This is a genomic window from Stenotrophomonas sp. YJH_SMC_130, assembly GCF_059369035.1.
Window position 1 is genome coordinate 129821 of the sequence record NZ_JCAFSH010000003.1, and the last position, 25629, is coordinate 155449.

A 25629-nucleotide genomic window follows, 5' to 3' on the forward strand; every position below is an offset into this window, starting at 1 on the left:
GATGCGACACTGCGCGAACGCCCACCGCGGAGTACCGCCATGCGCATCCTGATCCTGTCGTTGTCCCTGCTGGCCATCGTGCTGCTGGTGGCCTGCCAGCGTCCGCCGACGCCGAACCCGGAGAAGCCACCGGTACCCAAGGCGATGTCGCGTGCGATGCAGGAGCCACTGGACCGCGCCAAGGGCGCGCAGAAGGCCGTGGATGAAGCCGCCGCTCGCGAGCGCAAGGCCGAGGTCGACGCGGCGCAATGACGAGTGGCCTATGGGGTCAGAGCCCTTTGCGAAGCCAAGGGATCCGACCCCATGAACGAGAACGCCCGGCCAAGGCCGGGCGTTTCGCTGTCCAGTAGTTCCACGCCCTGCGTGGATGGCTTCCGTCAGAACCCGCAGAAGCAGTAAGCAAGCGCCTTCACCGGTGCGCCATTGCCCTTCTCGCGGGCCGCGTTCTCGACAAAGCGCAGCTGCGTATCCACTTCCGGCATCGTGCGTGCCAGCATCATCCGTGCCATGCCCGAATCGGACAGCATCCAGGCACCGGCGCGGCTGCCGGCGAAACCGCTGACGAACTGTGCGAACGGCGTGGCCGCCTTCTCGATGTAGCGCACGCGATAAGCGTCGGCCTTGCCCAGCTTGGCACGGCTGGCAGCGTCGGCCACGGCATCCTTCAGGCCACCGAAGGCATCGACCAGGCCCCGTTCCTTGGCCTGCGCACCGCTCCACACGCGGCCGCGAGCCACCTCGTCCACCGCCTCGACCGGCTTCTTGCGGGCGTCGGCGACGCGGCCGGTGAAGTCGGCGTAGCCCTTGTTGATCACCGACTGGATGACCTGGCCCACGGCCGGATCCATCGGGCGGGTGACATCGAATGCACCGGCGAAACGGGTGGTGCCGACACCATCGGTGTGCACGCCGATCTTGTCCAGCGCGCGGCTGAAGTTCGGCACCATGCCGAAGATGCCGATCGAACCGGTGATGGTCGACGGATCGGCGTAGATGCGATCGGCATTCATGCTGATCCAGTAGCCGCCGGAGGCAGCCAGGTCGCCCATCGACACCACCACCGGCTTGCCGGCGGCCTGCAGCGCCACCACTTCACGGCGGATCTGCTCGGAGGCGAACACCTCACCGCCCGGCGAATCGACGCGCAGCACCACGGCCTTCACGTTGTCGTCGTCGCGCGCGGCGCGCAACAGCGCTGAGGTCGACTCTCCGCCGATGCGGCCGGCCGGCAGGTCGCCACCGCTGATCTCGCCGGCAGCCACCACCACGGCCACCTGCGGACGCGAGTCCACCGGGTTGCGGCGCGCGTCGAGCAGGGCCAGGTAACGCCCGAAGTCGACGTTGCGGAAACCACCGTCGGCGTCTTCGTCGGCCACGCCGCGCTCGATCATCAGATCCTCGAACTCCTCGCGGGTCTTCAGCGCGGTCACCAGCTTCTGCTGCAGCGCGAACTTGGCCAGGTCGCCACCGGCGGCGGCAATGCCTTCCGGCAGCGTGTCGATGCCGGCAGCCAGCTGCGCCGGATCCAGGCGGCGCGCCTTGGCGATGTCGCCCAGATAGCGCTGCCACACATCGTTCATCCAGAACAGGTCGGCTTCCTTGGAGGCCGGCGACGCGGCGTCGAGCACGTACGGTTCGGCCGCGGACTTGTACTCGCCCACCTTGAACAGGTGCACGTCCACGCCCAGCTTGTCCTGCAGGCCGGTGCGGAAGTACTGGCGGTAGCGGCCGAGGCCTTCGAGCACGACCGAACCCATCGGGTCCAGGTAGACCTCGTCGGCCTGCGCGGCCAGCAGGTACTGCGACTGGCCCATGCTCTCGCTGTAGGCCACCAGCTGCTTGCCGGAGGCACGCAGATCCTGCAGCGCGGCGGCCACTTCGCGCAGCGAAGCGAAGCCGGACGGCTGCAGCTTGTCCAGCTCCAGCACCACGCGCTCGATCTTCTTGTCGTCCTTGGCCGACTCGATCACCCGCAGCAGATCGCGCAGCTGGATCTCTTCGGCACCGTTGTCACCCACTGCCTTGGCCAGTGCGCGGCTGACCGGATCGGCACTGAACTGCTCGACCAGGCGGCCCTCCGGCGCGATCACCAGGGTGGTGCGGTCCTGCAGCGACTTGCTGGCACCGGCGCCCATGCCGGCGGCGATGACGAACATCACCAGCAGCAGGAACAGCAGGCCGAAGAACACCAGGTTGAGGATCAACCGGCGGGTGAAGTTCATGACGTCCCACAGCCCGATGAAGAAACTGGCGACGGGGTTGCGACGCGCCGGGGGCAGCGGGGGCACGGGTTGATTCATGGAACGCTCCGGATGGCTTCTTGCCGTGGTACCAGCATAGCCGGTGCCGCGTGATGCGGCATCGGACACAAGTCAGGGGATCGCCCGCCATGGGTCGGCATGGCGGGCAGGAAGATCAGGACAGCGCGGACTGCCCGATGCGCTGGCTGCTGCGGCGCAGGCGCCAGCCCATCAGGATGGCAGCGGCGGTCAGGCCGACGATCAGGCCGATCCACATGCCCTGCGGGCCCATGCCCAGCCCCAGGCCGAGCCCGGCGCCGAGCGGCATGCCCAGGCCCCAGTACGCGAACATGGCGATGAACATCGGCACGCGGGTGTCCTTGAGGCCGCGCAGCGCGCCCGCCGACAGCACCTGGATGCCGTCCGGGAACTGGAAGGTGGCCGCGTACAGCAGCAGGGTCGAGGCCAGGCCGGCCACTGCCAGGTCGTTGGTGTACACACCGACGATGGCATCGTGGCCGAACAGCAGCACCGCCGCTGACAACGTCTGCGTGCCCATGATGATCGCGTAGCCGGCCCAGGCCGCACGCCGCACGCCGAAGCCGTCACCACGGCCGACCGCATGGCCGACGCGCACGGTGGTGGCCTCGGCCACGCCCATCGGGATCATGAAGCACAGCTGCGCGACGTTGATCGCGATCTGGTGTGCCGCCGCTTCATTGGCGCCCAGGCGGCCGATCAGCAAGGCGGTGACGATGAACAGGCCACCTTCCATCAACACGGTGATGCCGATCGGCAGGCCGGTACGCAGCAGCTCCCAGATCGCCTTCCAGCGCGGTCCCTCGAAGTGCGAGAACAGCTGCAGATGGGCGAAGCGCTTGGTCCGCCACAGATACAGGGCGAATGCGGTCGCCTGCAGCCACATCATCACCGCCGAAGCGATGCCCAGGCCCTCGGCCCCCAACTCCGGGAAGCCGAGCTTGCCATTGGCCAGCACGTAGCCCATCGGTGCCAGCACCAGCAGGCCACCGAAGCCGAGCAGCATGGTCGGCAGCGTCCAGTGCATGCCCTCGCTGAGATAGCGCATGCAGAAGTACAGGGTCAGCGCCGGGCCACCCCAGCGCACCGCATGCAGGAACGCGGTCGCCCCCGGCACGATGTCCGGCGCGATGCCGAAGGCCGGCAGCAGCGGCGGCACCACGGTGAGGAAGGTGAACATGATCAGCCCCAGCCCTAGCGCCAGCCACAGTGCCTGGCGGAACAGCGGGCCGATCTCGCGCTCGCGGCCGGCGCCGTGCAGCTGCGACACCGAAGCGGTGAGCGAGATCAGGGTGCCGATCGGAATCAGCATCGGCAGCCACAAAAGCGCCGTACCGATGGTGACTGCGGCAAGGGTCGCCGTAGCGTGGTGGCCGGCAATCACGTTGTCGACGAAGGAGATCAGACCGGTGGACACATGGCCCAGCACGAGCGGCAGGGCGAGCAGACCGGTGGCGCCGACTTCCTTGCTGAAGCACGGCGTGGAGGTTGCAGTAGACATAAGGTGCTTGACGCGAACTGCGGTTGCGCGCGAAGGGCACAGGCACCGGGTTGCGGGCGCTCATCTTACGCGGGCGGCGCCTGCATTCCCATGACATGGCGTGAATGCTGGGTTTCAGCCGCCCCACACAAAAAAGGGGGCGGAGGGGATTAAGTCGTTTCAGGCCCGTCAGTGCCGGATGCGACTTAATCCCCTCCGTCCCCTTTTCTACTGGCCGGCCTGGCGCTTCAGCCAGCTGTCGCGCTCGGCGGCGGGCACGGCGAGGAAGGCGCTGCGTACCGTGTCGCGTTCCTGCGGCGGCGTGCGCTGCGCGACCAGGGCCAGCTGGGCCAGCTGCGCCGGGTTGAGTTGGCGCAGCACGGCCAGCGCGGTCTCGCGTTGCTCCGGTGGCACGAATCCGAACAGTCCGTGCAGCTTGGGGAATTCAAGGCCCAGCTGCGGGCCCAGCCGCCATCCGGCGCGGAACGCCTGATCCTGCGCCTGGAATTGCTGCCGCATGCGCTGCTGTTGATCGGCCGGCAGCGAATTGAAGCGCGCAGCCGCCTGACGGATGCGCTCGCGCTCTGCTTCCGGCAATGCGCGCCAGGCGGCGTAGTCGGCACGGCGCTGTCGCTGCTGCTGCGTATCCAGCTGAGCGAATTCGGCAGGTGCTGTTGCAGCAGCCGACGCCGGCGTGGCCGGCGAACTGCCCGGAACTGGTGGCGGCAACGGCACGCTCAACGGCTGCGGTGCGGCGGACAGCGACAGCGACAGCGGCAGGGCCAGCAGCAGGCTGGCGAGCACGGACTTATTCATCGGCGGCAGCAGTTTCCAGCGTGGCACTGGCCGGCTCCGGCCGGCTCGGCTTGGCTTGCGATTCATCCACCGGCAGCGGGCCGCCCGCGGCAGTCCACGCGTACAGGTCGGCATCGGCGACCAGCGGGTAGTCGCGGTCTGCCAGCATCGCTGCGTCATCATTGGCTTGCGCCTGGCCCGCGTGCGGTGCGGCGTCGACCCTGCTCGGTGGCAGGGCTTCCACGGTCACCGGACCGGCTTCGGCCACCACGCCCTCCGGCAAGGGTGCATCGCTGCCGAACGAATGTCCCTGCAGGTGGCGCCAACCCAGCGCCGCGGCCAGCAGTACCGCCACGGTCACCAGCAGGATCAGCGGACCGCGCCAGCGCGGCCTGGCATTCGCGCGGCGGCGCTTGGCGTTGGCGGCCGCACGCTCGTCGCGCTGCGGTGCGCGCCAGCTGGAGGCCGGTGCTTCATTGTGGGTGGTGGGTGCGGCCGGCTGCTGCAGTTGCTGCAGGCGCGCGGCCGGCAGGTCACGGACACGGGCCTGTACCTGCTCGGCCAACTGGCGCCAGGCCGCGGCATCGGGCCGGCCCTGGGCATCACGCGGGCAGGCATCGGCCAGCAGGTGCTGGTAGCCGGCCTCGTCCTGGTCGAGCACGCGCATGGCAATGCCCTCGTCGAGGCTGCCGCCCACCCGCAGCAGCAGCGCCAGTCGTGGAAGTGGCGGCATCGCGCCCAATGCGGCCAACGACGGCGCCCACTGCCCGCCCGCCGGCTCGCGCAGCGCCTGGCGCTGGCCCAGCAGGGTCCAGAAGCGGGTCGGCCATTGCGCCATCGGCAGGTCGCTGGCGACCGCCGCAAACGCGCGCATCACCGCCACCAGGGTCTGCTCGGCACGCGCGGCATCGCCGCACTGCAGTTCAGCCACCACCAGGGCGCGGCGCTCGACGCCACGCAGGAACGCCGACAGCGCGCCGGCCGCGGTCGAGGAAACAGGGGCGGGCACAGCCGTCATCGGTCACTCCAAAGGTCTGCCGGCATGATAGCGGCAGCCCATCGGCACCCGTAGGACTTGCGCCCACAGGCACTTCGTGCTGCAGGTTGTGCACAGCACCACGCTCCCCGCGCGGGAAACTGCGGCATGCAGCTGAATTCACTCTGTTTCAGCAATGTTTCACACTCAAGTTGTTGATTTTGAATGCCTTTTAAGTGTGGCGATTTTTTGACCAACCCAAGCGTGAGCTCGTCGCCATCGGCCTCCTGGGTTGCCGTCGACCGGTAACGCACAACGTTATCCACAGAACATGTGGATAAGACTGAATCTCCAATGGACACCGATATTTAGGTGACATTTATGATTCAACGGTCGTGCCCGGGCACCTCTGCCCCCTGCCATTCGCGCGCGCATGGCCCGTTACACTGGCCCGATGCTTTCGCCCATTCCGACCCTGCAGGTCGCCCTGCCCGTCCCCCTGCCCCGCCTGTTCGACTACCTGTCGCCGGAGGGCGATGGCCCCACGGCCGCGGTCGGCTGCCGCCTGAAGGTGCCGTTCGGCAACCGCGAGCTGGTCGGCGTGGTGGCAGGCCACGGCCAGACCGACGACGGCCAGGGACTGCGCCAGGCGCTGGCCTGGTGCGACCGGCAGCCGCTGCTGCAGGGCGAACTCTGGCAGAGCCTGCAGTGGCTGGCGCGCTACACCCATGCGCCACTGGGTGAGGTGCTGAGCACCGCCCTGCCCGGACCGCTGCGCCATGGCGAGGCCCTGCCCGACACCCACCACTGGGGTTGGCAGCTGACCACCGAAGGCCACGCCCAGCGCGAAAAGCTGCGCGCCGGCAGCCGTCCGCGGCAGCTGGCCGAGCTGCTGGCCGGAGCGATCGTGGATGAGGACGTGCTCGGCGAACGCATGGCCGACTGGCGCACCGCTGCACGCAGCCTGGCCAAGCGCGCGCTGGCCGAGCGCGTGGCGATGACGGTGGCACCGCAGCATGCGCAGCCGCTGCCCGGCCCCACGCTCAACCCGGACCAGGCCGGGGCGGTGGCTGCGATCAACGCTGCCGACGGCTTCCAGCCGTTCCTGCTGGACGGCGTGACCGGCAGCGGCAAGACCGAGGTCTACCTGCAGGCGATCATCCATTGCCTGGCGCAGGGCAGGCAGGCGCTGGTGCTGGTGCCGGAAATCGGCCTGACCCCGCAGACCCTGGCACGTTTCCGCGGCCGCCTCGGCATCGCCGTGCACGCCTTGCATTCGGGGTTGAACGACAACGAGCGCGCGCGCGTCTGGGCGGCCGCCTCACGTGGCGAAGCACGGGTCATCGTCGGCACCCGCTCGGCGGTGTTCACGCCATTGCCGCAGGCTGGCCTGCTGATCGTCGACGAGGAACACGACGGCAGCTACAAGCAACAGGACGGCATCCGTTACCACGCGCGCGATTTTGCCCTGGTCCGGGCCAAGGCACTGGGCATTCCGGTACTGCTCGGCAGCGCCACCCCTTCGCTGGAAACGCTGCACAACGCCTACGCAGGGCGCTACACGCACCTGCGCCTGAAGCAGCGCGCCGGCGATGCACGGCCACCGCGCGTGCGCATCCTCGATGTACGCAAGCGGCCGCTGCACGATGGCCTCTCGGCCGATGTGCTGGCCGGCATCGGCGAACACCTGCAGCGTGGCCAGCAGGTGCTGGTGTTCAAGAACCGCCGGGGCTACGCACCGGTGCTGCTGTGCCACGACTGCGGCTGGACCGCGCCGTGCCAGCGCTGCGATGCGCCGATGACCGTGCATGGCGGCGGCCGACGCCTGCAGTGCCACCACTGTGGCGCGCGCCAACCGGCGCCGTTGGCATGCCCGGCCTGCGGCAGCCTGGCGCTGCAGCCGCAGGGCATCGGCACCGAACGCCTGGAAGAACACCTCACCGCCGCCTTCGCCGATTTCCCGGTGGTGCGCATCGACCGTGGCACCACCTCACGCCGCGATGCGCTGGAACAGCAGCTGGCGAAACTGGGCGACCAGCCCGGCATCCTGGTCGGCACGCAGATCCTGGCCAAGGGCCATGACCTGCCGAAGCTGACCCTGGTGGTGGTGGTGGGCATCGACGAAGGCCTGTTCTCCTCCGACTTCCGCGCCAGCGAGAAGCTGGCGCAGCAGCTGATCCAGGTGGCCGGTCGCGCCGGGCGCGCACGTGACCCCGGCGAGGTCTGGCTGCAGACCCATCACCCGGGTCACCCGCTGCTGGAAACCCTGGTGAGCGGTGGCTACCACCCGTTCGCGCAGGCCGAGTTGAACCAGCGGCAAGCCGCAGGATTCCCGCCATTCGCGCACCTGGCGTTGATGCGTGCTGAAGCGCAGCAGGTGGAGCATGCCAATGCGTTCCTGCTGGCTGCGCGGCAGTTGCTGGGCGAGCAGAACGTGGTGGAGGCGTACGGCCCGATGCCGGCGCCGATGCCGCGGCGCGCGGGCTACCAGCGCACACAGCTGCTGCTGTCGGCGCCGCAGCGGCCACCCTTGCATGGCGTGCTCGCGCAGCTGGTGCCGCAGCTTTATGCGCTGCCGGAAGCACGCAAGGTGCGCTGGTCGCTGGATGTGGATCCAACGGACCTGTATTGATCCCGTAGAGCACTGCCGAGCATGGCTCGGCACTACCGTAGAGCCGAGCCATGCTCGGCTGCGTTTCAGTACCGGGCAGTGCTTACGTCAGCGGCGACATCACGCCGCGCTGGTAGGCCGGTCGCTCGCGCAGGCGCGCATACCAATCCGCCAGGTGCGGAAGCTCCGGTCGCTGGATCGGCAGTTCGAACCAGGCATAGACCAGCGAGCCCAGCGGGATGTCGCCCATCGCGAACGTCTCGCCCGACAGCCACGGCTGCCTGGCCAGGATGGCGTCGGCCATCGCCAGGTAGTCACCGGCGCGCACGATGGCGGCATTGATCCGCGCTTCATCGCGGTCGGCCGGCGCGGTGCGCATGATGCCCCAGACCAGGTCGCTGTACAGCGGCGCCATCCGCGAAGTGCTCCAGTCCATCCACTTCTCGGCCTGGGCGCGCTCCATCGGGTCTGCGGCGTACAGCGTGCCCAGCGCATAGCGCGCGCTCAGGTAGCGCACGATGGCGTTCGATTCCCACAGCGGCAGGCCGTGGTCTTCGATCACCGGCACCAGGCCGTTGGGATTCATCGCCTGGTACTCCGGCGTCTGCGTGCCGCCGTGGCTGCCGCCGACCTCGATGGATTCGTACGGCAGGCCGATTTCCTCGGCACACCACAGCACCTTGCGGACGTTGCTGGAATTGCGGCGGCCCCAGATCTTCAACATGCAGGTTTCCTTTGCTGGAGTTGCGAGCGGCAACGATACGCCTGATCGTTACGGGTGTGTGCGTGCCGGATGCGGGATCGGGCGCCTGCGCGCTGCCGGCCAGCGGCCGGCACTACCGGTTCTTTTTTGGCAGCGCGCGCACGTAGGACGACTTGCCATCCTTCTTCAGTTCGAACAGGCCGATCGCCGCCAGCAGGTCGCTGAGCTTGCCGTAGCCATAGTTGCGCGGATCGAACGAGGCCTGGTTGCCGATCTGGCTGCCGACCGGGCCGAGGTGCGACCAGCCATCCTCACCCTCGGCCGCGGACACCGCACGGCGCAGCATCTTCACCAGCCGGGTGTCACTGCGCATTTCCGCACCGCTCTTGCGCGGACGCGCATCGTCGTTGGCCACCGGCTCGTTCGAGGCCTGCTCGCTGGACGCCTGTTCGGCATCCGGCACGCTGGCATGGGTCTGGCCCAGTGCCTCCAGGTAGGTGAACTTCGAGCACGCATTGACGAATGGCTCGGGCGTCTTCTTCTCGCCGAAGCCATATACCTTCACGCCATCGGTCAGCAGGCGCATCACCATCGGGGTGAAGTCCGCATCGCTGGAGACGATGGCGAAGCCATCAAGGTTGCGCGCGTACAGCAGGTCCATGGCATCGATCACCATCGCCATGTCCGAAGCGTTCTTGCCCTTGCTGTAGGCGAACTGCTGGATCGGGCGGATCGCATACTCATGCAGCACCGCTTCCCACCCCTTCAATCGCGGGCTCTTCCAGTTGCCGTAGGCACGGCGCACGTTGGCCACGCCGTAGCGGGCGACTTCCGCCAGGACCTCGTCGATCTTCGAGGCCGGCGCATTGTCGGCGTCGATCAACAGGGCGATGCGCTTTTCCGGTTCGCTCATGGGCTCCTCACGGGCCGTTGCCTGAACCCGAGTATCGCCGATCCGGGCAGGCGCTGACGTGACAGGCGGCCGCCGTGCGAAGATGCCAGGCGCTTCCCCCGATGCCCCACTGGAGTGAGTCGATGAGTCGCGAACGCGTTCCCCACCTGGTCGTTGTCGGCGGCGGTTTTGCCGGTCTCTGGGCCACCCGTGCCCTGGCCCGCGAGCGCATACGCATCACCCTGGTCGATCGCCGCAACCATCACCTGTTCCAGCCGCTGCTGTACCAGGTGGCCACCGCCGGCCTGTCCGCGCCGGATATCGCCGCACCGCTGCGCCACATCCTCGGCCACCAGCGCAATGTGGAAGTCCGCCTCGGCGAAGTGGTGGCCATCGACAAGCAGGCGCGGCAGATCCGCATGGCCGATGGCAGCACGCTGGACTACGACAGCCTGCTGCTGGCCACCGGCGCCACCCACGCCTACTTCGGCAACGATCAGTGGGCCCATGATGCGCCCGGCCTGAAAACGCTGGACGATGCCATCGCGCTGCGCCGCAAGCTGCTGCTGGCGTTCGAACGCGCCGAGGCCGAACCGGACCCGGCGAAGAAGGCGGCGTGGCTGAGTTTCGCCATCGTCGGTGGTGGTCCCACCGGCGTCGAACTGGCCGGCACCCTGGCCGAGATCGCGCGCCACACGCTGCGCAACGAATTCCGCCACATCGACCCGGCCAGCGCCAGGGTGCGGCTGGTCGAGGCTGGGCCGCGCGTGCTGTCCTCGTTCCCGGATGTGCTTTCGCTGAAGGCGCGCCGCCAACTTGAAAAACTGGGCGTGGAAGTGCTGACCGGAACCCCGGTGAGCGACATCGACAGCCAGGGCTTCAAGCTCGGCGAACAGTTCATACCGGCGCGCACCGTGGTCTGGGCCGCCGGCGTGGCCGCTTCACCGCTGGCGCGCACGCTGGACGTGCCACTGGACCGCGCCGGACGCGTGCCGGTGCAACCGGACCTGACCCTGCCCGATCACCCGGAGCTGTTCGTGGCCGGCGACCTGGCCGCATTGAGCCAGGCCGACGGCAAGCCGGTTCCCGGTGTGGCACCGGCCGCCAAGCAGATGGGCAAGTACGTGGCCGAGGTGATCCGCGCACGGCTGCACGGCAAGCCCGAGCCCGGTCCGTTCAAGTACGCCGACTACGGCAACCTGGCCACCATCGGCCGCATGGCCGCGATCGTGCACCTGGGCCGGCTGCAGTTGTCTGGTGTGCTGGCGTGGTGGTTCTGGCTGGCCGCGCACGTGTTCTTCCTGATCGGCTTCCGCAACCGCATCGTGGTGCTGCTGAACTGGGCGGTCGCGTACTGGAGCTACCAGCGCAGTGCGCGCATCATCTTCGGTGATGACCAGGATGACCGGCGGCCGAGGCGCTAGGAGCGCACGCATGCTCCTGTAGCGCCGAGCCATGCTCGGCTGCACTTCGCGCGGATTGCAGAAGCCGAGCATGGGCTCGGCTCTACGGCGCCTTCGGTTTCGGGTACCACAACGCGTTGACGATGACCCAGCGCTGGTCGAAGCGCCCCATGTGGAAGTAATCGACGAACCACGGGGTCTCCAGCCGCACCGAGGCCGCGTTGCCGGTCACGTCCAGCACCGTGCAGCGACGATCCCATTGATCCTTCGGGGTCTTCAACGCGCCCTGCTTCGTCAGCGAGACCAGCTCTTCCTTCGACATCCGGCGCAGGCCCAGCCGTTCGTCGGGTGTATCGCCGAGCACAGCGCGCTTGGCCAGGTCCGGATGCAGGGAGCGGGCGACGCGCTGCGGGTCGGCCTCCAGCTGGCCATCGACGTAGTCGTGGCAGGTGGCTTCGATGGCCGCGATCGTGGTGGCGTCGGCAGTGGGGCTGGCTGCTGCAGAAAGCGCGAACAACAGGGCAACGGTGGACATCCGGGTCTCCAGCGCTGAGGGCTGGGCGATCATGGCATGGCCGGGTGCACCCCATCCACGCATGGCGTGGATCTACCGGCGATGTTGTAGAGCCGAGCCCATGCTCGGCTGATGCTTGTCGCCGAGTCCAGCAGCCGAGCGTGGGCTCGGCTCTACAGAAGGCCGGAATCCGGCGCCTGCAGCCAGGCCAGCTTGCGTTCGCGGGGCTGCTGCTTGAGTTGCCACTCGGCGCGTGAGGCGGCGGCCCGGTCCGGGTATTCGCGCACGGCCAGCACGCGCAGCGGTGGCCGGGCCCGGGTGTAGCGCGCGCCCTTGCCGGCCTGGTGGGCGGCGAAACGCGCGTCTACGTCGGTGCTGATGCCGGCGTAATAGCTGCCGTCGCGGCATTCGAGCAGGTACAGGAACCACGGGCGGAGGGACGGGACCATGCCTGGATTATGCCGTGCTGCACTGCAGCGGATATACTGGCGCCCGAATGCAGGAGAGTGGCGCCGCGCTGGCGCCCGCCGAAGGCGCAGGCTCCCATGATCGCTCAGGCCGGTGGGCTGGAATCCCACCAACCATGCATTCGACTCGCCGAGCTGGAGAGAGGTCACCGGGCACGCCCGGGACGACCCGCCGAAGGGGCACGTGGCCAACGCCGCTGAACTCTCAGGCAAAAGGACAGCGGGAGCGGCACCGGTCATCGTCATCCCGTCATTGCGCAGGCAGTGGCGGTAGTCGCGCATGGCCGGCCCCACCGCGCCCGGAGCCTGTTCCATGCTGCTGTCCATCATCTACCTGATTGCCATTTCCGCCGAAGCCATGACCGGTGCACTGTCTGCCGGCCGCCGCCGCATGGACCTGTTCGGAGTGGTCATGATCGCCTGTGTCACTGCCCTCGGTGGTGGATCACTGCGCGACATCCTGCTCGGCCACTATCCGCTGGGCTGGGTGAAGCATCCCGAATACCTGGGGTTCACCGTATGCGCGGCGCTGATCGCCACCTGGGTGGCACGCTGGATGCACCACTTCCGCCGCACCTTCCTGGTGCTCGATGGCCTGGGCCTGATCGCCTTCACCCTGATCGGCTGCTCGATTGCGCGCGAAGCCGGCCATGCGATGCCGATCGTGCTGATCGCCGGCATGCTGACAGGCGCGTTCGGCGGCGTGCTGCGCGACATCCTCTGCAACGAGGTGCCGCTGATCTTCCAGAAGGAGCTGTACGCGATCATCGCGCTGCTGACCGGCGCGGCGTATCTGTTGCTGCTGCACTGGGGCGTGGCCGACGCCACCGCGATCCTGTGCTGCCTCGGCGGCGGCTTCGCGCTGCGCCTGATGGCGATCCACTACCGCTGGGAAATGCCGAAGTTCGTGTACCACGACGAAGTGCATTGAACGATAGCGTGTTCGCCGGGCATGGCCCGGCGCTACCCTTCGCGCCCTGCACCACCCCGGCGATGTACCTGGCGCTGTCGCTCATGCGCAGCGCCAGGCGCATCGCCGGTGCAGATGGGCCGGTCTCCAACTCCGGCCGGCCCTGATCGCGGCCGCACCCCCGCAGGCGCTGGCCGCCATCCACACACGTGCCGCCATCAGGCGGCTTCATTCACGCTGCTTCGGACACCTTCACTTCACGACGGGCACGCACGGCCGCAGCCAGTCGCTCCAGCACCGTCACGGTGGTGTCCCAGTCGATGCAGCCATCGGTGATGCTCTGCCCGTAGACCAGCGGCTGGCCTTCCACCAGTTCCTGGCGGCCACCGACCAGATGGCTCTCGATCATCACGCCCACGATGCGCTGCTCGCCGTCTTCCAGCTGAACGGCGATGTCGTCGATCACCTTCGGCTGGTTCTCGGGGTTCTTCAGGCTGTTGGCATGGCTGGCATCGATCATCAGGCGCGCCGGCAGCTTGGCCTTGGCCAGCACCTGGCAGGCCTCAGCCACGCTGCCAGCGTCGTAGTTCGGTTGCTTGCCACCGCGCAGGATCACATGGCAATCCGGGTTGCCGGTGGTCGACACGATGGCAGTGCCACCCTGCTTGGTGACCGACAGGAAATGATGCGGGTTGGATGCCGCACCCACTGCGTCGGCGGCGATCTTCACGTTGCCATCGGTGCCGTTCTTGAAACCGACGGGGCACGACAGCCCCGAAGCCAGCTCGCGATGCACCTGGCTTTCGGTGGTGCGTGCGCCGATCGCGCCCCATGCCACCAGGTCGGCGATGTACTGCGGCGAGATCACGTCGAGGAACTCGACACCGGCCGGCAGGCCGAGCTTGTTGATGTCGCGCAGGAGGCCACGTGCGATGCGCAGGCCCTTGTCGATCCTGAAGCTGCCATCCAGGTCCGGGTCGTTGATCAGGCCCTTCCAGCCCACCGTGGTGCGCGGCTTCTCGAAGTACACGCGCATGACGATTTCCAGCTCGCCAGCCAGCGCGTCGCGCAGCGGCTTCAGGCGCTGGGCGTACTCGATGGCGGCCTTCGGGTCGTGGATCGAGCATGGGCCGACCACCACTGCCAGGCGGTCGTCACGGCCATGCAGGATCTGGTGCAGGGCCGCGCGCGAGGCGCTGACGGTGTCGGAGGCTTCATCGTCACAGGGCAGCATCGCCAGCAGCTGGGCAGGCGGTGTCAGCGGTTCGATGGTGCGGATACGCAGGTCGTCGGTGTGCGGGGGCATTGCAGGAGATCTCCGGAACGTTGGGGGTCCCCAGCGTGGCGGCATGAAAAAAGCCGCCAGGTTCGCTGGCGGCTTTCGGGAATGCGTCTGAAGCTTTCTTCAGGGTGAGCGCAGTCCTTCCTCCGCCAGTGGCTTCGGAAAGTAATACCAGTAAAAGCGGGTGGCGGCTGCGTTCATGGGATCTATTGATAGCACAGCTTTTGCGCAGTGCAAAATGTTTCATCCGCAACTGGGCGCGCGGTTCAGTGATGCGCCTGACCGCGCAGCCCACGCGGTGGCCGCCGTGCAAGGTCGCTCATCTGCCATGCACTTCCACGTCCAGCAGCAGGCCTTCGTGGATGTCGGCCCAGCGCTCCAGCACGCGGTCCAGCTCCTGCCGGGCCTCGTCCAGCTGCTCGGGATTGAGCAGGGAACGGGTGGTGTAGAGATCGGACACCAGCCGGCGCAGTACCGCTTCCGGGATGGCCACCGAGGGCCCTTCCATCTGCGGCAGCTGCAGTGCCGGCGTATCGCCCTGCGGGCCGTACAGCGTTACCTGGAGCGTGCTCTGCATGATCAACTTCCCTGCGGATGGACATGGGCAATGTCCTGTTTACCGCGTCCGGGTGACAGACGCATGTGCCATGCGCCTCCGGAGGCGCTGTTACAAGGCGGCCAGAGCGGTGTAGAGCTCGATGAGGGTGTAGGACATGGAAGGCCTTCCTTGAGGTTGATGAGGTTGCCGGCCAGCGGCCGGCACTACCGCAACGAGCGCATGGCGCGTTTGCGGATGTAGGCATTGGCATCGCCAGGGTGCTGCTGTTGCCACCGCGTGCACAGCTCATGCAGCCACTGCGGCTGAGTCTTGCCGGCATCGTTGAGCCAGTTCCCGACCGAGTCCTGCACGTAGCGCTCCGGGTCGTTGGCCATTGCTTCCAGCATCGGCAACGCGAGTTCTGGATGCTGCTTGAACAGCGCGATATGCGTGGACCACACGCCTCGTGGGCGCAGCGCTTCGCAGGCGAAGCGGCGCAGGTAAGGCGATGCTTCCTGCGTCCACACCTGCAGGTACTCAAGCGCCTGCAACGGTGCGGCAACGATGTCGCTGCGCAGCGCCAGCCATGCCCATTCGCGCACGCCGAAGTGCGGGTCGTCAGCCAGCGGACGCATCGCCTGCAGCTTGGCCGGCAGCGCCGCGCCGGCATCGCTGCCAATCAGGTAGCAGGCCCAGCCACGCACGGTGTCTGATGCGTGTGCCTGCCAGTGCGCGGGATCACCCTGCCCGGCTTCGTGCAGCAACCGCGCCGCCAGCGCCATGCGCTGGGTGATGCCCTTGCCGGAGGCGTCGCGCATACGTTGCAGCGCTTCCGGCTCGAGCACAGGTGCCACCCCCTGCAACAGCGCGGCGAAATCCACTGCCAGGCATTCGGCCAGATGCGTGGCAGCGGCACCACCGCTGTTGAGTGCACGCAGCCGTTCCGCGGGAATGGGCGTGCTCATGCGGCGGCTTCCCGCCCGGTGTCCGTGTGCTGCCAGACCTTGTGCAGCAGCTGTGACAGCTGCCGCCGTTCATCAGCATCCAGGCCGTTGAACAGGCCGCTGATCCATTGTGTGTGCTGCTCGAACAGCGACTCGGCCAAACGCTTGCCCGGTGCGGTCAACACGATCTGCAGACGACGGCCATCCTCGTCATCGCTGCGACGCTGCAGCAGGCCTTCGCGCTGCAGGCCATCGAGCAGGCCGCTGATGGTGGCCCGGGTCACGCCAGCGCGCTCGGCCAGCGCGTGCGGCGCCAGTGCGCCGCCGGCCCCGTGCAGCAGGAACAGCACGATGAAGCGACCCTCGCTGAGCCCGTGCGGTGCCAACCGCGCAGCGCAGTCGCGATCGATCGACGAGGACAACGAGAGCAGCTGGAAGCACAGGCGCAGCTGCGCGATGTTGGCGTGGCCGCGCCGCTGCGCTTCCTCCAGCAACGCCTGATGCTTGGCTTCGATCATCCTTTCCTCACTGGCTGATTAGGCACCTAATCATATGGAAGAGTGGCCATTGGAAGCAAATCTGAGTTGACTCAGGAAGTGCGTCCCAGCAGCAGCCGCGCGATCAGCCCCCCGCCCTCGCGGTGCAACAGCTGAAGTTCGCCCGCGTGGCGCTTCGCCACGTTGGCAGCCACGGCCAGTCCAAGTCCGGCGCCCCCGGTGGCGCGGCTACGCGAGCCCTCGCTGCGCTGGAACGGTTGCAGCAGGCGTGCGCGATCGATCTCGGCGATGCCAGGGCCGCGGTCCATCACGTCCAGCTGCACTCCATCCCCCGCCATGGCGACCCACAGCTCCACGGCGCCCGCGTAGCGCTCGGCGTTGTCGATGAGATTGTCGACCGCGCGCCGGAGCAGCAGCGCATCGCCATGCCACGGCAACGTATCCGGGCCCTGAAGGGAAATGTCGACCCCGCGCAGCAGCGCCGCCTGCACGCAGTCCTCCAGCAGCGCTGAAAGATCCAGCATCCGCATCTGCAACGGCTGCAGCTCACCGCGTGCGTAGTCGAGCACCTGCTCGATCATCGTATCCATGCGCTCGATGTCTGCCACCATCCTGGCGGCCTGTGGCGCGGGAGCGAACTCCGCGCGCAGGCGCAGGCCGGTCAAGGGCGTGCGCAGGTCATGCGCCACGGCCGCCAGCATATGCGTCATGTCCCGTGCCTGGGCGCGCAGACGTTCGCGACCGGTGCTGATCGCTGTGGCCAGTACCTGCACTTCGCGTGGACCGTCATCAGGCAATGGCGTTTCGGCCTGCAGGTCGACCCGTGCGCTGGCTTCAGCCAGGCGTCGCAGCGGGCGCCCCAACCGGATCGCCGCCCACGCCGCCAGAGGGGCCAGCAGGATCGCACCGCCCAGCAGGGCGAGCATCACCTGGCGGCGCCAGGCCGCCAGGTCACTGTGGTCGCTGCCGACCACCCGCCATCGGCCATCGGCTTGCCGCATCCCCAGTTCGAACGGCGGCCACTGCATGGCGGTCAGCAACGCGGCCTGCGATTTCAGCACGCCAGCACGAGCGGAGGCGTCCAGTACCGCGCCACCCTCGATGACCTGCACATCGGGCGCCCTGCCCTGCCCCGTCCACACCAGGCGTACATTCCTGGCCGGCAGGTCCATCTGCAGCGCCGCCAACTGGGTGAGCCAGTTACTGGCGCTGCCCCGGGGTGGCGCGTCCTGCGTCGACATATGCAATCCCAGTGGCGCCGGCGCCTGTTCCCCACGCAGCACCTGCATCGCATGGTCCAGCCGCATCGGTGGCGGCGCGGGCCGGGGCATCCACCCCACTACCGCCACGCTGACCAGGGTTGCCAGCAGCAGGCTGGCCAAGGCCAGCATCGCGATCCAGCGGGTGGTTGACCACCGGCTGCTCACAACACCCCTACCTCCGCGTTGAAGCGGTACCCTTCGCCACGCAGTGTCTGCACAAGGGCTTCAGCGCCGGACGCGGCCTGCCCGAGCTTGCGGCGCAGGCGGCTGATCGCAAGGTCGACGGCACGGTCCACGCTGTCGCTGGCTTCTCCGCGACTCAACTGCAGCAGCTGTTCGCGCGCCAGCACCCGCCCGGGACGTTCAGCCAGTGCCAGCAGCAGGGAGAATTCGCCGCGACTCAGCACCAGTTCGGCGCCATCCGGCGCGAACAGGCGACGCTGGTCAGGCAGCAATCGCCAGCCATCAAACCGCAGCTCGCTGGCCACCTGTGCGCGCAGTTTGTCCTGCCTGCGCAGCAGCGCGCGTACCCGCGCCAACAGCTCGCGCGGGTCAAACGGCTTGGCCAGGTAGTCGTCCGCGCCCATCTCCAGGCCGATCACGCGATCCGGCGCGGCCCCCATCGCCGACAGCATCAGGATCGGGATCGCCCGCGCCTGCAGCCGGCGGCAAACCGACAGGCCATCCTCACCGGGCATCATCCAGTCGAGGATGATCAGGTCAGGACGTTCAACCTGCAGCAACACGTCCAGCGCTGTTGCATCCGCCGCCACACGCACCTGGTAGCCGTGCAGCAGCAGGTGGTCGGCGATGGCGTCGCGAATGCTGGCATCGTCATCGACGACGATGACGCGGATGGGAGTGTTCATTCGCCCAGTATCCCGCACCTGTGTATCAGGACGGTATCAACGCCGATATCGCGGTGATACGCCGCTGCGCGCCAATGGTCGCCCACGATCACTGCGGAGTCTCCCCTTGCGCCTGTTCCTGCTGCCCCTGTTCGCCATCCCCTTGCCGACGCTCGCCTCCGATGCCGCCGAGCACGTCCTGCCGATGTGGATGCAGGGCGGTCATCCGGCAGTGGCCGTCTCGCTGGACGGGCGTTCAGAGCCGCTGCGCTTCGTGGTCGACAGTGCCGCCGGGGCAACCCTGGTCGATGCACGCGTAGTGCGGCGCTATGGTTTGCAGGATGCGGAAGCGGCAATGTCGCAGGCCCAGGGCGCGAGCGCGAAGGCGGCGCGGTTGCAGCGCATGCGCAGCACAGCGTGGCAGCTGGGCAGTTGGCAATTGAAGGCCAGCGGCATGCAGGTCGACCTGTCATCGCTGGCGAAGGGCGATGATCCGGCCATTGACGGCTTGATCGGCAACGACCTGACCGGGCGCTGGGACACCCGTTGGGACTTCGGCCGCAATCAACTGGCGCTGTGGACACCCGGCGGCTTGGACCTGGAAGGACCGGGTTGCCAACCCAATGCGCTGCCCGGCCGCGATGACGGCCTGCGCCAGTTCGGCTTCATCACGCTTGCCTTGGGTACGCCCGGCGTGGACGCCATCGCCGTGGTCGACACCGGTGCCGCGCAGACCGTCCTCAACGCCGAAGCAGCCCGCGCACTGGGCCTGCGCACCGACGGCAGCGATGCTCGGGTGCGTGCACGTGAAGAGGGCACCGAGGGGCTGGGTGGCGGTGCACAGGCAACCTGGCTGTACACCCTGCCCGGCATGACCGGCGGCATCTGGCAGCACCCGCCGATGGAGGTCCGGATCAGCGAACTGCCGGTGTTCAGGGTGATCGGCCTGGAGGCGCGACCGGCCTTGATCCTCGGTGCCGACGCGATGCGCGGTGGCCAGGTGGACATCGGTGCGGGTGCCGCGCGGATCTGCCTGCGCCGACCCGGCTGACGTCCGGCGCATGACGGCGGGAGCTGGCAGGCGTAGCATCGCGCCACGTCCCGCCAGGAGTTCCACGCATGCGCCGTGCTGTCCTGCTGTTGCTGACGCTGCTCCCGCCGGCCGTGCTGGCCGCGCCGCCGCTACCCTCGCCCGCGCGCATCGATGCCGAAGCACAGCGGCTGATGCAGGCGGCGCATGCGCGCGGGATGGCGCTGGCGGTGATCGATGGCGGCAAGGTGGTACACGTGGCCGCCTACGGCGAACGCAACGCCGCAGGCGAGCCACTGCGCACCGATACCGTGATGTACGCCGCCTCGCTGACCAAGATGGCGTTCGGCCACCTGGTCGCACAGCTTGCCCAGGACGCACGGATCGAGCTGGACGCCAGCATCGCCACGGCGCTGGACAAGCCGCTGCCGGACTACCCGCCGGAGCCGAAGAAGTACGCCGACTACAGCGTACTGGCCGATGATGCGCGCTGGCGCCAGCTCACCCCGCGCCTGCTGCTCAACCATTCCAGTGGCTTCGCCAACTTCGGCTTTCTCGAACCCGATGGCCGCCTGAAGTTCCACTTCGATCCGGGCAGTCGTTATGGGTATTCCGGCGAAGGGCTGATCCTGTTGCAGTTCGTGATCGAGCGTGGACGGCTGGGCCAGGACGTGGGTGCATTGATGCAGCGGCAGGTATTCGACCGCTTCGGCATGGTCCGCACCAGCATGATGTGGCGTGAGGATTTCGCCGCCAACCTGGCCGATGGCTGGACAGCGGAAGGCACGGCCGAGCCGCACGATGAACGCAGCCGCGTGCGTGCGGCCGGTTCGATGGATACCACCATCGCCGACATGGCGCGCTTCGCCGCCGGCTATGTCCGCGGCGATGGGCTGTCGCCTGCAATGCGCAGGGAACTGGTGCGGCCGCAGCTGCCGATCACCACCGCCAGCCAGTTCCCCACGCTGCAGCCGGAGCTGCCCGTGGCGCAGCAACGCAAGGATCTGGCCGCGGGCCTGGGCGTGGTGACGTTCCGCGGCCCGCAGGGCGCAGGCTTCTACAAGGGCGGCCACGACGATGCGGTCGGCAACACGCTGGTGTGCATCGAACGGCACAAACGCTGCGTGGTGATTCTGGGCAACGATGTACGGGCGGAAGCTGCGTTCCCGGCACTGGTGGCATTCGTACTGGGCGATACCGGCGTGCCGTGGCAGTGGGAGTATGGCGCGGCGAAGGCATTCGTCGAATGAGGGTGCGATGACGCCTGCATGGCGAACGCGGCTGGGAGAGGAGCATCCACGCCATGCGTGGATGGCACTCCTCAGCGCGCCTGCTCGAAGAACATCAGGTATACCAGCCGGCCATTCTCCGGTCGATCACCGAACGCTGGCCCGGCGGTGTGCCAGAACCAGGGCCGCAGCAGCACCAGCCGGTTGAAGCGCATCGGAATGCGCATGGTCATTTCCCACTGGCTGTCGTCATTGCTGTCGCGCTCGATGATGTCGCGATGCATGTCGCCGCCGTTGGCGTAGCCCAATGCGGCCAGCTCCGCCGCGTCCAGGGCCATGCGCTCGGTGCCGGTACGGCGATGGCGGAAGAACTCGGTGCCGCCCTCGCAGTGCTCCGGTGCACTCAGGTAGAGAATGCCCGACCAGTGCGAGTGGTCGGCGTGCACCTTGGCGCGGCCGGTGTCGCCGGCGAGGGTAAGGCGGAACTTGCCGTGCGACTGCAGCGGGTTGACCGGCCGCAGCGGTTCGTTGACCAGTCGCGAGACCGCACCGGACAGTCCCTCCAACTCCAGCCGCTGCTGTGAATTGCGGCCGGGGAATGCGCCCTCCTGGACGGGATAGTCCAGGCCCAGTGCCGCCTGGCGCAACCCCTGCGCATCGGCGGGAGAAAGGAAGTCGTCAACGACGATGAACGAAGTAGGCATGGTTACCGAGCGTAGCGATGCACTGCGGCGACGGCAACCGGGCAACGAAAAACCCCGCCTTGCGGCGGGGTTCTTCTTTACATCACATCGGGAAGGCGTGCCGACCGAGGCCGGCAACGACCGCCGGAGGCGTGGACTTAGAAGTCCATGCCGCCCATGCCGCCCATGCCACCCATGCCACCAGCGCCGCCCATGGCCGGCTCGTCCTTCTTCGGAGCTTCGGCAACCATGGCTTCGGTGGTGATCATCAGGCCGGCGATCGAGGCCGCGTTCTGCAGGGCCGAACGGGTCACCTTGGTCGGGTCCAGGATGCCGAACTGCAGCATGTCGCCGAACTCGCCGGTGGCCGCGTTGTAGCCGAAGCTGCCGGTGCCTTCCTTGACCTTGTTGATGATGACCGACGGCTCGTCGCCAGCGTTGGCCACGATCTCGCGCAGCGGGGCTTCCATCGCACGCAGGGCGATCTGGATGCCGTGGTTCTGGTCTTCGTTGGCACCCTTCAGGCCGGCCAGCGCGGTGATCGCGCGGACCAGGGCAACGCCGCCGCCCGGGACCACGCCTTCTTCAACGGCTGCACGGGTGGCGTGCAGGGCGTCGTCGACGCGATCCTTCTTTTCCTTCATTTCGATTTCGGTCGAGGCGCCGACCTTGATCACGGCAACGCCGCCGGCCAGCTTGGCCACGCGTTCCTGCAACTTCTCGCGATCGTAATCCGAGGAGGTGTCCTGGATCTGGGTCTTGATCTGCGCCACGCGTGCATCAACGTTGGCCTTGTCGCCGACGCCGTCGATGATGGTGGTGTTCTCCTTGGAGACCTGCACCTTCTTGGCGCGGCCCAGGTCCTTGATGGTGGCCTTTTCCAGCGACAGGCCGACTTCTTCGGAGATCACGGTGCCGCCGGTCAGCACGGCCATGTCTTCCAGCATCGCCTTGCGACGGTCACCGAAGCCCGGGGCCTTGACGGCCACGACCTTGACGATGCCACGGATGGTGTTGACCACCAGGGTCGCCAGCGCTTCGCCTTCGACTTCTTCAGCGACGATCAGCAGCGGCTTGCCGGCCTTGGCGACGCCTTCCAGCACCGGCAGCAGGTCACGGACGTTGGAGATCTTCTTGTCGTGCAGCAGGATGAACGGATCATCCAGGTCAGCGGTCTGCGACTGCTGGTTGTTGATGAAGTACGGCGACAGGTAGCCGCGGTCGAACTGCATGCCCTTGACCACGTCCAGCTCGTTGTCCAGGCCCGAGCCTTCTTCAACGGTGATGACGCCTTCCTTGCCGACTTCCTTCATCGCGTCAGCGATGATCTGGCCGATCGACTCATCCGAGTTGGCCGAGATGGTACCGACCTGGGCGATCGCCTTGTCGTCGGCGGTCGGCTTGGAGATGTTCTTCAGCTCGGCGACGGCAGCCGAAACGGCCTTGTCGATACCGCGCTTGAGGTCCATCGGATTCATGCCGGCGGCAACGGCCTTGGCGCCTTCGCGGATCAGGGCCTGGGCCAGCACGGTGGCGGTGGTGGTGCCGTCGCCGGCATCGTCGTTGGTGCGCGAAGCAACTTCCTTCACCATCTGCGCACCCATGTTCTCGAACTTGTCAGCCAGTTCGATTTCCTTGGCGACGGAGACGCCGTCCTTGGTGATGGTCGGGGCGCCGAAGCTCTTTTCCAGCACGACGTTGCGGCCCTTCGGGCCCAGGGTGGCCTTGACGGCATTGGCGAGAACATTGACGCCGCGCACCATGCGCGAACGGGCGTCTTCACCGAAACGAATATCCTTGGCAGCCATTGCATTTACCTCATTGGTAGCGCCGGACGATGCCCGGCGGCTGGGAGTTTGGGATCAGGTTGAAACAGGTCGCGCCGGGGCTCAGCCGATGACGGCGAGCACGTCGTCTTCGCGCAGGACCTTGTATTCGACGCCTTCGCTCTTGTACGAGCTGCCGGCGTACTGGCCGTAGATGACCTTGTCGCCGACCTTCAGCGACGGCGCGCGCACGTTGCCGTTGTCCAGCGGCTTGCCCGGGCCGACGGCCACGACCTCACCCTTGGTGGACTTTTCCTTGGCCGAGTCGGGGATGACGATGCCACCGGCGGAGATTTCGTCGGCTTCGATCGGCTTGACCACAACGCGGTCGTGCAGCGGCTTGATGCTCATAGGAGACCTCTTAAGTGATTGATTGGTCTAAAAAAGTCCGGCGATGTTAGCACTCACCCCAGGCGAGTGCCAGAACCGCACGTGAAGAAACCCGACAACGTCGGGAGCAGGGCAGAGATGGAGCCCTGCCGCCCCCTTTCAAGGGCGGAATGAAAAAATTTTTTCGCCCGCGCGCCTCGGCCAGGGCGTCGGTCCAGATCAATTTCGGTGACAAGCGTCGCACTGTCAGATATCTGACGTTCATTTACGACAAAGTGTCACTGGATCGGCCTTAGGCTCGGTCAGGCATTCCCAATCACAAGGAGTAGTCGATGCGATTGCTGTCCCCGCTTGCCGCCGCCTGCCTGCTGGCGCTGGCCGCCGCGCCGGTCCAGGCCGAGGTCTTCATCAATGAACTGCACTACGACGACAGCACCGCCGCCGGTGACGTCGGCGAAGCGATCGAGGTCGTAGCCACTGCCGGTGAGGACCTGTCCGGTTACCGCCTGTACCTCTACAACGGCAGCAACCCGTCGGCCGCCACCGTCTACGCCAACAATCCGGTCCCGGCCGGCACCGCCGCCGGCTGCGGCAGCGCCACCATCGCCGTGGTCAACTACCCGACCAACGGCCTCCAGAATGGTCCGAACGACGGCATCGCCCTGGTCGATGCCAGCGGCAAGGTGGTCCAGTTCCTCAGCTACGAGGGCGCCATCACCGCCTCCGGTGGCCCTGCCGCCGGCATGACCAGCCAGAACATCCCGGTGGCCGAAAGCAACAGCACCGCGCCGGGCACCTCGCTGCAGCTGACCGGCAGCGGCAGCCAGTACGCCCACTTCACCTGGGCCGAATCGGCCGGGCAGACGTTCGGCAGCTGCAACAACGGCCAGACCTTCAGCGGCGGTGGCACGCCAGGCCCCAACACGCCGCCGTCAGTGTCCACCACCACCCCGGCGCAGGGCAGCAGCACCTTCCCCGCTGCCGCCGACCTGGAAGTGGTGTTCAGCGAGACGGTGAACCTGGCCAGTGGCGCCTTCGCCCTGAGCTGCGGCACCTCCGGCAGCGTGCCGCTGACCTTCCCGGCCAGCGGCCGCAGCGTGAAGCTGTCCACCAATACCGCGCTGGTGGCCGGTGAAGCCTGCCGCTTCGACATCCGCGCCGCGCGCATCACCGACCTGCAGGGCGCGCATCCGGCCGCCGACAGCCGCATCGCCTTCACCGTGGCCAGCACCGGCGGCAATCCGGACCCAGGCAACCCGGGCGTGCCGGCCGGCTACTACTCCAGGGTCAACACCAGCAGCCCCAGCCAGCTGCGCTGCTCGCTGCACGCCACCATCAAGGGCCATACCGCCTACCCGTACAGCGGCTCGGGCACCAGCACCTGGACCATCCTGGAAATTGCCGACGAGGATCCGAACAACCCGAACCGCATCCTCGATGCCTACCGCAACCGCAGCTACGCCAAGGTCAGTGATCGTGCGGGCACCGGCAGCGGCCTGACCTACAACCGCGAGCACACCTGGCCGAACTCGCTGGGCTTTGCCACCACCACCGGTGACAAGGGCCTGCCCTACGCGCCGTACACCGACACGCACATGCTGTACCTGACCGACGCGCAGTGGAACGCCGACCGTGGCAACAAGCCGTTCGCCAAGTGCGATGCCAGCTGCGGCGAGCGTGCCACCGAAGCCAACAATGGGCAGGGCGGCGGCAGCGGCGGCTACCCGGGCAATTCCAACTGGGTGCGCACGCCGGACGGCAACACCGGCACCTTCGAGGTGTGGGGCAAGCGCAAGGGCGACATGGCGCGTGCGGTGATGTACATGGCGATCCGCTATGAGGGTGGCAAGGATGCGGCCACCGGTCAGTCCGAGCCGGACCTGGAGCTGACCGACGACCGCAGCAAGATCGTCAAGACCAGCAGTTCGCCGGCCTACATGGGCCTGCTGTCGACGCTGATCGACTGGCACCTGTCCGATCCGCCGGATGATGCCGAGCGGGCCCGCAATGACGTGGTCTACAGCTTCCAGGGCAATCGCAACCCGTTCATCGACCACCCCGAGTGGGCGACCCCGGCCCTGTTCACCTCGGCCAAGCCAGCCACCTGCCAGCTGGCCAACTGACCGCGCA

General features: G+C 67.5%; 24 protein-coding genes and 2 riboswitches. Of the genes, 7 read left to right on the forward strand and 17 right to left on the reverse strand.

Annotation, left to right across the window (positions count from 1 at the left end; genetic code table 11):
* Window positions 1–39 precede the first annotated feature (39 nt).
* Window positions 40–252, forward strand: coding sequence for a hypothetical protein (locus AC5P5V_RS06960; protein WP_134969306.1), 213 nt, complete (start codon window positions 40–42; stop codon window positions 250–252).
* Window positions 253–377: 125 nt separating this feature from the next.
* Here the strand turns inward: AC5P5V_RS06960 and sppA are convergent, their stop codons facing one another.
* The 4 genes from sppA to AC5P5V_RS06980 all read right to left on the reverse strand — a co-directional run bounded on the left by sppA (window position 378) and on the right by AC5P5V_RS06980 (window position 5572).
* Window positions 378–2300: a signal peptide peptidase SppA gene (sppA, locus tag AC5P5V_RS06965; protein ID WP_061478137.1), complete on the reverse strand. Its 1923-nt coding sequence runs from the start codon at window positions 2298–2300 to the stop codon at window positions 378–380.
* Between the two features lie 115 nt (window positions 2301–2415).
* Window positions 2416–3780, reverse strand: a complete 1365-nt coding sequence (locus tag AC5P5V_RS06970; RefSeq protein ID WP_134969307.1) for an MATE family efflux transporter — start codon at window positions 3778–3780, stop codon at window positions 2416–2418.
* Window positions 3781–3987: 207 nt separating this feature from the next.
* Entirely contained in the window at window positions 3988–4575 is a 588-nt protein-coding gene (locus AC5P5V_RS06975) for a DUF3106 domain-containing protein (protein ID WP_154351482.1), read from the reverse strand.
* Window positions 4568–5572, reverse strand: a complete 1005-nt coding sequence (locus AC5P5V_RS06980; protein ID WP_154351483.1) for a hypothetical protein — start codon at window positions 5570–5572, stop codon at window positions 4568–4570. Before AC5P5V_RS06980 ends, AC5P5V_RS06975 begins: the two co-directional genes overlap by 8 nt.
* A 412-nt stretch (window positions 5573–5984) precedes the next feature.
* Between AC5P5V_RS06980 and AC5P5V_RS06985 the strand changes: the two genes are divergently transcribed.
* Window positions 5985–8162, forward strand: coding sequence for a primosomal protein N' (locus tag AC5P5V_RS06985; protein ID WP_134968664.1), 2178 nt, complete (start codon window positions 5985–5987; stop codon window positions 8160–8162).
* An 82-nt stretch (window positions 8163–8244) separates the two neighbouring features.
* Here AC5P5V_RS06985 and AC5P5V_RS06990 read toward each other — a convergent pair whose 3' ends face one another.
* Together AC5P5V_RS06990 and AC5P5V_RS06995 are read right to left on the reverse strand one after the other, a co-directional pair.
* A complete protein-coding gene (locus AC5P5V_RS06990; protein ID WP_134968663.1) occupies window positions 8245–8865 on the reverse strand; it encodes a glutathione S-transferase family protein in 621 nt (206 codons plus the stop codon).
* Between the two features lie 112 nt (window positions 8866–8977).
* Window positions 8978–9757 (reverse strand): NYN domain-containing protein, encoded by a 780-nt coding sequence (locus tag AC5P5V_RS06995; RefSeq protein WP_049470953.1) that lies wholly within the window; start codon window positions 9755–9757, stop codon window positions 8978–8980.
* 122 nt (window positions 9758–9879) lie between these two features.
* Between AC5P5V_RS06995 and AC5P5V_RS07000 the strand changes: the two genes are divergently transcribed.
* Window positions 9880–11160, forward strand: coding sequence for an NAD(P)/FAD-dependent oxidoreductase (locus AC5P5V_RS07000; protein ID WP_134968662.1), 1281 nt, complete (start codon window positions 9880–9882; stop codon window positions 11158–11160).
* 82 nt (window positions 11161–11242) lie between these two features.
* Here the strand turns inward: AC5P5V_RS07000 and AC5P5V_RS07005 are convergent, their stop codons facing one another.
* Window positions 11243–11674: a nuclear transport factor 2 family protein gene (locus AC5P5V_RS07005; protein WP_061478141.1), complete on the reverse strand. Its 432-nt coding sequence runs from the start codon at window positions 11672–11674 to the stop codon at window positions 11243–11245.
* 152 nt (window positions 11675–11826) lie between these two features.
* Window positions 11827–12102 (reverse strand): GIY-YIG nuclease family protein, encoded by a 276-nt coding sequence (locus AC5P5V_RS07010; RefSeq protein ID WP_231352340.1) that lies wholly within the window; start codon window positions 12100–12102, stop codon window positions 11827–11829.
* A gap of 40 nt (window positions 12103–12142) precedes the next feature.
* A riboswitch (glycine riboswitch) is annotated at window positions 12143–12232 on the forward strand.
* Between the two features lie 13 nt (window positions 12233–12245).
* A riboswitch (glycine riboswitch) is annotated at window positions 12246–12349 on the forward strand.
* An 84-nt stretch (window positions 12350–12433) separates the two neighbouring features.
* Between AC5P5V_RS07010 and AC5P5V_RS07015 the strand changes: the two genes are divergently transcribed.
* On the forward strand, window positions 12434–13051 hold the full coding sequence (locus tag AC5P5V_RS07015) for a trimeric intracellular cation channel family protein (RefSeq protein ID WP_134968660.1): 618 nt from the start codon (window positions 12434–12436) through the stop codon (window positions 13049–13051).
* A 211-nt stretch (window positions 13052–13262) separates the two neighbouring features.
* On the opposite strand, the gene AC5P5V_RS07020 is transcribed toward AC5P5V_RS07015, so the two are convergent.
* The 6 genes from AC5P5V_RS07020 to AC5P5V_RS07045 form a co-directional block, all read right to left on the reverse strand.
* Window positions 13263–14336 (reverse strand): 3-deoxy-7-phosphoheptulonate synthase, encoded by a 1074-nt coding sequence (locus AC5P5V_RS07020; RefSeq protein WP_053443579.1) that lies wholly within the window; start codon window positions 14334–14336, stop codon window positions 13263–13265.
* A 295-nt stretch (window positions 14337–14631) separates the two neighbouring features.
* Window positions 14632–14889 (reverse strand): hypothetical protein, encoded by a 258-nt coding sequence (locus AC5P5V_RS07025; RefSeq protein ID WP_005419663.1) that lies wholly within the window; start codon window positions 14887–14889, stop codon window positions 14632–14634.
* A gap of 185 nt (window positions 14890–15074) precedes the next feature.
* Window positions 15075–15815, reverse strand: a complete 741-nt coding sequence (locus AC5P5V_RS07030; RefSeq protein ID WP_134968659.1) for a DNA alkylation repair protein — start codon at window positions 15813–15815, stop codon at window positions 15075–15077.
* On the reverse strand, window positions 15812–16312 hold the full coding sequence (locus AC5P5V_RS07035) for a MarR family winged helix-turn-helix transcriptional regulator (protein WP_134968658.1): 501 nt from the start codon (window positions 16310–16312) through the stop codon (window positions 15812–15814). Before AC5P5V_RS07035 ends, AC5P5V_RS07030 begins: the two co-directional genes overlap by 4 nt.
* 71 nt (window positions 16313–16383) lie before the next feature.
* Window positions 16384–17682 carry a sensor histidine kinase gene (locus AC5P5V_RS07040; RefSeq protein WP_231352342.1) on the reverse strand — a complete coding sequence of 433 codons (1299 nt, stop codon included), beginning with the start codon at window positions 17680–17682 and terminating at the stop codon, window positions 16384–16386.
* 32 nt (window positions 17683–17714) lie between these two features.
* Window positions 17715–18422 (reverse strand): response regulator, encoded by a 708-nt coding sequence (locus AC5P5V_RS07045; RefSeq protein WP_061478145.1) that lies wholly within the window; start codon window positions 18420–18422, stop codon window positions 17715–17717.
* Between the two features lie 106 nt (window positions 18423–18528).
* Here AC5P5V_RS07045 and AC5P5V_RS07050 point away from each other — a divergent pair, with 106 nt between their 5' ends.
* Entirely contained in the window at window positions 18529–19452 is a 924-nt protein-coding gene (locus tag AC5P5V_RS07050) for an aspartyl protease family protein (RefSeq protein WP_134968657.1), read from the forward strand.
* A gap of 68 nt (window positions 19453–19520) precedes the next feature.
* Window positions 19521–20681 (forward strand): serine hydrolase domain-containing protein, encoded by a 1161-nt coding sequence (locus AC5P5V_RS07055; protein WP_061478147.1) that lies wholly within the window; start codon window positions 19521–19523, stop codon window positions 20679–20681.
* Between the two features lie 71 nt (window positions 20682–20752).
* Here the strand turns inward: AC5P5V_RS07055 and AC5P5V_RS07060 are convergent, their stop codons facing one another.
* The 3 genes from AC5P5V_RS07060 to AC5P5V_RS07070 form a co-directional block, all read right to left on the reverse strand.
* Window positions 20753–21364: a DUF6445 family protein gene (locus tag AC5P5V_RS07060; RefSeq protein ID WP_134969294.1), complete on the reverse strand. Its 612-nt coding sequence runs from the start codon at window positions 21362–21364 to the stop codon at window positions 20753–20755.
* Between the two features lie 137 nt (window positions 21365–21501).
* Complete coding sequence (groL, locus tag AC5P5V_RS07065; RefSeq protein WP_005411226.1) at window positions 21502–23151, reverse strand: chaperonin GroEL; 1650 nt, start codon at window positions 23149–23151, stop codon at window positions 21502–21504.
* 81 nt (window positions 23152–23232) lie between these two features.
* Window positions 23233–23520: a co-chaperone GroES gene (locus tag AC5P5V_RS07070; RefSeq protein ID WP_005411227.1), complete on the reverse strand. Its 288-nt coding sequence runs from the start codon at window positions 23518–23520 to the stop codon at window positions 23233–23235.
* 311 nt (window positions 23521–23831) lie between these two features.
* Between AC5P5V_RS07070 and AC5P5V_RS07075 the strand changes: the two genes are divergently transcribed.
* The gene (locus AC5P5V_RS07075; RefSeq protein WP_061478149.1) at window positions 23832–25622 is read left to right on the forward strand and encodes an endonuclease; all 1791 of its coding nucleotides are present in this window, start codon (window positions 23832–23834) and stop codon (window positions 25620–25622) included.
* Window positions 25623–25629 lie beyond the last annotated feature (7 nt).

Excerpts from the sequence above, each read along its gene's own strand:
- AC5P5V_RS06960 (WP_134969306.1), top strand. The coding sequence starts at position 40 with ATGCGCATCCTGATCCTGTCGTTGTCCCTGCTGGCCATCGTGCTGCTG.
- sppA (WP_061478137.1), bottom strand. The coding sequence starts at position 2,300 with ATGAATCAACCCGTGCCCCCGCTGCCCCCGGCGCGTCGCAACCCCGTC.
- AC5P5V_RS06970 (WP_134969307.1), bottom strand. The coding sequence starts at position 3,780 with ATGTCTACTGCAACCTCCACGCCGTGCTTCAGCAAGGAAGTCGGCGCC.
- AC5P5V_RS06975 (WP_154351482.1), bottom strand. The coding sequence starts at position 4,575 with ATGAATAAGTCCGTGCTCGCCAGCCTGCTGCTGGCCCTGCCGCTGTCG.
- AC5P5V_RS06980 (WP_154351483.1), bottom strand. The coding sequence starts at position 5,572 with ATGACGGCTGTGCCCGCCCCTGTTTCCTCGACCGCGGCCGGCGCGCTG.
- AC5P5V_RS06985 (WP_134968664.1), top strand. The coding sequence starts at position 5,985 with ATGCTTTCGCCCATTCCGACCCTGCAGGTCGCCCTGCCCGTCCCCCTG.
- AC5P5V_RS06990 (WP_134968663.1), bottom strand. The coding sequence starts at position 8,865 with ATGTTGAAGATCTGGGGCCGCCGCAATTCCAGCAACGTCCGCAAGGTG.
- AC5P5V_RS06995 (WP_049470953.1), bottom strand. The coding sequence starts at position 9,757 with ATGAGCGAACCGGAAAAGCGCATCGCCCTGTTGATCGACGCCGACAAT.
- AC5P5V_RS07000 (WP_134968662.1), top strand. The coding sequence starts at position 9,880 with ATGAGTCGCGAACGCGTTCCCCACCTGGTCGTTGTCGGCGGCGGTTTT.
- AC5P5V_RS07005 (WP_061478141.1), bottom strand. The coding sequence starts at position 11,674 with ATGTCCACCGTTGCCCTGTTGTTCGCGCTTTCTGCAGCAGCCAGCCCC.
- AC5P5V_RS07010 (WP_231352340.1), bottom strand. The coding sequence starts at position 12,102 with ATGGTCCCGTCCCTCCGCCCGTGGTTCCTGTACCTGCTCGAATGCCGC.
- AC5P5V_RS07015 (WP_134968660.1), top strand. The coding sequence starts at position 12,434 with ATGCTGCTGTCCATCATCTACCTGATTGCCATTTCCGCCGAAGCCATG.
- AC5P5V_RS07020 (WP_053443579.1), bottom strand. The coding sequence starts at position 14,336 with ATGCCCCCGCACACCGACGACCTGCGTATCCGCACCATCGAACCGCTG.
- AC5P5V_RS07025 (WP_005419663.1), bottom strand. The coding sequence starts at position 14,889 with ATGCAGAGCACGCTCCAGGTAACGCTGTACGGCCCGCAGGGCGATACG.
- AC5P5V_RS07030 (WP_134968659.1), bottom strand. The coding sequence starts at position 15,815 with ATGAGCACGCCCATTCCCGCGGAACGGCTGCGTGCACTCAACAGCGGT.
- AC5P5V_RS07035 (WP_134968658.1), bottom strand. The coding sequence starts at position 16,312 with ATGATCGAAGCCAAGCATCAGGCGTTGCTGGAGGAAGCGCAGCGGCGC.
- AC5P5V_RS07040 (WP_231352342.1), bottom strand. The coding sequence starts at position 17,682 with ATGCTGGCCTTGGCCAGCCTGCTGCTGGCAACCCTGGTCAGCGTGGCG.
- AC5P5V_RS07045 (WP_061478145.1), bottom strand. The coding sequence starts at position 18,422 with ATGAACACTCCCATCCGCGTCATCGTCGTCGATGACGATGCCAGCATT.
- AC5P5V_RS07055 (WP_061478147.1), top strand. The coding sequence starts at position 19,521 with ATGCGCCGTGCTGTCCTGCTGTTGCTGACGCTGCTCCCGCCGGCCGTG.
- AC5P5V_RS07060 (WP_134969294.1), bottom strand. The coding sequence starts at position 21,364 with ATGCCTACTTCGTTCATCGTCGTTGACGACTTCCTTTCTCCCGCCGAT.
- groL (WP_005411226.1), bottom strand. The coding sequence starts at position 23,151 with ATGGCTGCCAAGGATATTCGTTTCGGTGAAGACGCCCGTTCGCGCATG.
- AC5P5V_RS07070 (WP_005411227.1), bottom strand. The coding sequence starts at position 23,520 with ATGAGCATCAAGCCGCTGCACGACCGCGTTGTGGTCAAGCCGATCGAA.
- AC5P5V_RS07075 (WP_061478149.1), top strand. The coding sequence starts at position 23,832 with ATGCGATTGCTGTCCCCGCTTGCCGCCGCCTGCCTGCTGGCGCTGGCC.